The sequence below is a fragment of the Schnuerera sp. genome (assembly GCF_035459645.1).
GTDB lineage: Bacteria > Bacillota > Clostridia > Tissierellales > Tepidimicrobiaceae > Schnuerera.
The window spans coordinates 1-2638 of the sequence record NZ_DATHXO010000305.1; the positions used below are offsets into that span (position 1 = coordinate 1).

A 2638-nucleotide genomic window follows, 5' to 3' on the forward strand; every position below is an offset into this window, starting at 1 on the left:
CAATAATCATCTACAAAGCAGTAATAAAAATGCTATCTCACCTTATACCTGGGATTGTCGTTGTAGGTATAGGGATATTGATAGCAGCAATAAAAAACATCATTAACTAATTATAACACAGAAAGGAAGGGTTGTAAATGAAACAAGTTGTTAATAGAGGAGACGGAACGTTAATCATAGAGAAATCAAGGCCTTGTAAGGCAGAGAGAAGAGAAGAAATGTACTACATGCTTGAGAGAATGACAGAACTAGAAAGGCTAGTTAAGGTAGGGAGAAATGCAGAGAAGAACCTAAAGGAACTGGAAGAGGATTTTAGAAAATTTTGTGAGATGGAGGTAGAACAATGGGAGAAGTAAAGCTAATTGAAACTAAGGTAGTACAAAATGGAAATGGAACAATGGAAGATCATGTAGTTGACTATATATTTGCAAATACTTTCCCAGATTATGATGATTTAGTACAAGCAGTAAGAGAAATATCTGGATATATGACAGTAGAAAAAGGTCAAGAGGAATGGCTAGAGTGCACTCACGAACTATACAAAATTACACAAGATGAAGTAGTTATAAGGTTTAAAAAACCTTACTGTGGATAGGAGGGATAACATGAATGTATATGAAAAGTTAATGAACATACAAGCGGAGCTTAAAGCTCCGAAGAACCAATACAATGATTTCGGAAAATATCATTATAGGAGTTGCGAAGATATACTAGAAGGTTTAAAACCGGTACTGGCTAAACATAAAACAGCAGTAACAATATCGGATGAAATAGTCCTTATAGGTGATAGGTACTATGTAAAAGCTACAGCAACACTAATTGATATAGAAAAAGGCGACAAAGTAGAGGTATCAGCGTATGCAAGAGAAGATGAAACTAAAAAAGGAATGGACCTAAGTCAGCTCACTGGTAGCACAAGCTCTTACGCTCGTAAATACGCTTTAAACGGACTTTTCGCAATAGATGACACAAAGGACAGTGATGCAACTAATGAGCACGATACAGAGCAAGTAAGCAGGCCTAAAGTAGATAAGGGCAAGCAACCAATAATTGATAATAGTCTAGCTAGTGATAAGCAATTAAACTATATTTATAAACTTGCAAAGCAAAAGAACTACTCTCCAGAGAGTATGGCAGGCTATATCAAAGAAGCATATGGAAAAGATAGTAGTAAAGTACTAACAAAAAAGGAAGCTAGCGAACTAATAGAAATGTTGAACGAAATGGCTAAAGAAGGATAGATGAAGGGGTAAGTTATCCCTTCGTCTCCTAAAAATAGGTGATGACTTGGCAGGTTGGATAAAACTTCATAGGAAATTATTATATAACCCTGTATTCGATAATCCTAATCTATTGAGAGTTTGGTTGTGGTGCTTATTAAAAGCCAGTCATGACAATTATCAACAGATGGTGGGATTGCAAGTTGTAGATTTGGAACCTGGACAATTTGTGACTGGTAGATTTAAAGGATCAGATGAATTAGAAATTAATCCAAGCACTTTTTATAAGTATTTAAAAACTTTAGAAAAAATGCAAATGATTAGCTTAAATAGTAACAACAAAATGACAGTTGTAACTATTGAAAATTGGCGAAAATACCAAACCGAAGATAAGGAAGCATATCAACAAAATAACAACAAAATAACAACAAAAGAACAACAAAATAACACAAACAAGAATTATAAGAATGATAAGAATGATAAGAAAGTATATAAAGATATAGTCGAGTACCTTAATAAAAAAACAAATAAGAATTTTAGGCATACAACTAAAGCGACACAGAGGTTAATTGGTGCAAGGCTAAACGAAGGTTTTACTCTAGATGATTTTAAGAAGGTTATAGATATAAAAAGTAGCCAATGGTTAGGTGGGAAAATGGAACAATATTTAAGACCACAAACGTTATTTGGTACTAAGTTTGAATCGTACCTAAACGAAGGAGGGAACGTTAATGGAAAACACAGGGAAAACAATAGACAAGATGACGACCAATACGAAGGCATTGGACTCAGTTTTGAAGATTTGCAAGAATTGTAAGACTCCTAAGGAGTCAATAATTGAAGCATTTGGTAAGAAAATAAAAGTACCGACAATGTGTCGATGTGAAGTAGAGAAATGGCACAAAATGAAAGAGGAAGAAGTTATACAAGAGAAATTGCATAGGTTAGAACGATTGAGAAACCATTCTCTAATGGGAAAACAGTTTGAAAAATGTACCTTTGAAAACTTTGAAGTAGATGAAACTAATAAAAGGCTTTTTAATATAGCCAAACGATATACAGATAAGTTTGAAGAAATGAAGGAAGAAAATATAGGGCTATTATTCTTTGGCCCTCCTGGAACTGGTAAAACTTATTTAGCATTTTGTATAGCGAATGAATTAATAAGTCGAATGACACCAGTTATAGCGATATCCAGCATAGGGCTGCTAAATAGAATAAAGGAAACTTATAAAAGATACGGAAACGAAGGAGAAGTGGAGATAATTAACAGCCTCAAAAATGCAAGTCTATTAATCTTAGATGATTTAGGGGCGGAAAACTCTACTCCATGGGCTAAAGAAAAGATATACGAGATTGTCGATAGCAGATATAGAGATAGAAAGCCAATAATTATTACTACAAATTTAAGCTTAGAG

The 2638-nt window shown here is 34.0% G+C and carries 5 protein-coding genes; all 5 read left to right on the forward strand.

What is annotated here, in order from left to right; genetic code table 11:
- Positions 1-137 precede the first annotated feature (137 nt).
- Entirely contained in the window at positions 138-356 is a 219-nt protein-coding gene (locus tag VK998_RS07145) for a hypothetical protein (protein ID WP_325226997.1), read from the forward strand.
- A complete protein-coding gene (locus tag VK998_RS07150; protein ID WP_325226999.1) occupies positions 344-595 on the forward strand; it encodes a hypothetical protein in 252 nt (83 codons plus the stop codon). The genes VK998_RS07145 and VK998_RS07150 overlap by 13 nt, the downstream gene beginning before the upstream one ends.
- A complete protein-coding gene (locus tag VK998_RS07155) occupies positions 588-1241 on the forward strand; it encodes an ERF family protein (RefSeq protein WP_325227001.1) in 654 nt (217 codons plus the stop codon). The genes VK998_RS07150 and VK998_RS07155 overlap by 8 nt, the downstream gene beginning before the upstream one ends.
- Before the next feature lie 46 nt (positions 1242-1287).
- Positions 1288-2037, forward strand: a complete 750-nt coding sequence (locus VK998_RS07160) for a conserved phage C-terminal domain-containing protein (RefSeq protein WP_325227004.1) — start codon at positions 1288-1290, stop codon at positions 2035-2037.
- Positions 1952-2638, forward strand: a 687-nt coding sequence (locus tag VK998_RS07165; RefSeq protein WP_325227006.1) for an ATP-binding protein, incomplete at its 3' end; no start/stop codon positions are given. The genes VK998_RS07160 and VK998_RS07165, both read left to right, overlap by 86 nt.